Source organism: Tenacibaculum soleae, from assembly GCF_001693415.1.
GTDB classification, from domain to species: domain Bacteria; phylum Bacteroidota; class Bacteroidia; order Flavobacteriales; family Flavobacteriaceae; genus Polaribacter; species Polaribacter soleae.
Genome location: NZ_MAKX01000020.1, coordinates 1 through 1,230 on the forward strand (window position 1 = coordinate 1; position 1,230 = coordinate 1,230).

1 protein-coding gene is annotated in these 1,230 nt (G+C 39.3%); it reads right to left on the minus strand.

Annotation, left to right across the window (positions count from 1 at the left end):
- A partial coding sequence (locus tag BA195_RS14445; protein WP_176714993.1) for a hypothetical protein occupies nucleotides 1-1,230 on the minus strand: 1,230 nt, incomplete at both ends.

A 1,230-nucleotide genomic window follows, 5' to 3' on the forward strand; every position in this document is an offset into this window, starting at 1 on the left:
GGTGCTCCCTGTAATGTTATTGTGGTGGTATAATCGGCTGTTCCATCACTTATTACTACTACTGCCGAACCTTGACCTCCATTACAATCGGGTTGTGTTTCGGTTACAACTATTGTTGGATCTGTGATTCGAGTTATGGTAACCTCTTCTGAATATTCACAACTTGGTGTTCCTGTTCCGTTTTGATCACGTACATAAACATCCCAAGTTCCTGCTGTTATTGTCGTTGGTGCTGTTGCACTAAAATCTGTTGCAATTGGTGGTGTTCCTCCTGTTACAACTGCGTATACATAATTACCATCGCCACCGCTTGCTACGATGTTTATCGTTCCGTCATTACACGTTTCGTTTGTTGTTGTTACAACTGCTGTTACTTGTGGATTTATGGTTACCGTATCGGTTGCTGAACAGTTAAATCCGTCTGTTACAGTTACTGTATAATTACCATTGGTTAATCCTGTAAATATATTGGTGTTTTGTGTAGTGGTCGTAGTTCCGTCATTTAAACTATATGAATAATTTCCGTTACCTGTACCTATATTTACGGTAATTGTTGCATCGGCTGCACCACTATAACATGTTGTTGCATCTAAAGTAAAGGTTACCGCTACTGCATCTGGTACATTTACTAATAATGGAGCTGATGTACAACCCTCTGCATCTGTGGCTACTACCCAATAATCTCCCGAAGTATCAATATCGGTAAATGGTGCGCCTGTTTGAACTGCTGGTGCAGTTGCTGTTGCATTGTTAAATAATGCATATGTATAAGCTCCTCCGTTTCCTCCGGATGTGGTTCCGGTTATACTTATCGTTGCTCCATCTAATGTAGGGTCTGTATCACAAGTAATTAGTTTTGTTACACTTGCCGCTACTACTATTGGTGATGGATCTGATAAATCTTCACTCAAAGATACATTACACGCTGCTGGTGAAGTATTATCTGGTCGTACCAATATATTATGAGTTACATTACCTAATCCTGTGATAGTAAACGGATTTGTTGCCGCCGCACTCCAAATAGTTCCTCCATCTAATGAATACTCAAAACTTGTTGGTGTACTTGATGGAAATGCTGCTGTTATTTCAATACTTCCGTTACTTTCTCCTATACATCTTGGATTTGTAAAATCTGTTATTTGTGCGGTAAATGCCTGATTATTTAAAACTGTAATATTAGTTACATCCACTGTACAGTCGCTTCCGTAATCAACTGTTACAGTATAAGTC